General features: G+C 47.2%; 1 protein-coding gene. It reads left to right on the top strand.

What is annotated here, in order from left to right; genetic code table 11:
• Positions 1-545, top strand: a 545-nt coding sequence (locus A3766_RS06420) for a phospholipase D-like domain-containing protein (protein ID WP_369808606.1), incomplete at its 5' end; no start/stop codon positions are given.
• Positions 546-938 lie beyond the last annotated feature (393 nt).

Genomic DNA, 938 nt, shown 5'->3' with positions numbered 1-938 from the left:
CGCCAAATGATTTTCGGCCACGTGTTCACAAGTTGATTGATCGTGAGATAAAGCACGCCGAGAAAGGCCTGACTGCCGAAATCATGCTGAAGGTCAATAACCTGGTCGATGACGAAGTCGTTGGGCACCTCTACAAAGCAAGCCAGGCTGGCGTAAAAATTCGCATTATTATTCGTGGCATGTGCACCCTTTTACCCGGCGTTAAAGGTTTGAGCGACAACATCAAAGTTATTAGCATTGTCGATCGTTTTCTGGAGCACCCACGTGTGTCGATATTCTCCAACCAGGGCGAGCATGAGATTTATATCTCATCTGCAGACTGGATGACCCGCAACATCGACCACCGTGTTGAAGTAGGCTGCCCGGTTTACGACAAACAGCTTCAAAAGCAGATTCTGGATATCTTCGAGATTCAATGGTCAGATACCACCAAAGCGCGAATCATCGATGCGAAGCAGACCAATCAATATAAACCACGGGGTAACAAACGTAAGATTCAATCCCAACTGGCGATTCATGATTATATCGCCAAGCTTGAGAAGTGAGGTCATTGGTGCTTGCTTAGGTTTTAGCCTATTACAGGTTAGTAGAAGAGGGCGGAATGGCGGCAAGTTGGACTCTCGGCCCTTCCACACTGTGCCTTCCCGCACCACAACTCCGTCATTCCCGCGCAGGCGGGAATCCATTGTCTTGAATAGAACGCAGCATTTGAAACCGTCGTAGTAATCGAATTAATAAGGTTTGGGTCAAAAACAATGGATCCCCGCATGCGCGAGGATGACAACGGTGGGATATCATAACGTTAGGGGGTAAACATCTAATCGCGAACCGGTACACTTTGGCGTACATCCGACCAAAATCAAAACAAGTACCTATGTCTCGAAATGGCACTTTCCAGTCCAGACCTTATCAACGAGCTAGATCAGTTTCAAAAGATT

The sequence above is a fragment of the Oleiphilus sp. HI0132 genome (assembly GCF_001635845.1).
The sequence above is the reverse complement of the archived record's forward strand: the minus strand, read 5'-3'. Positions and strand labels throughout refer to the sequence as shown.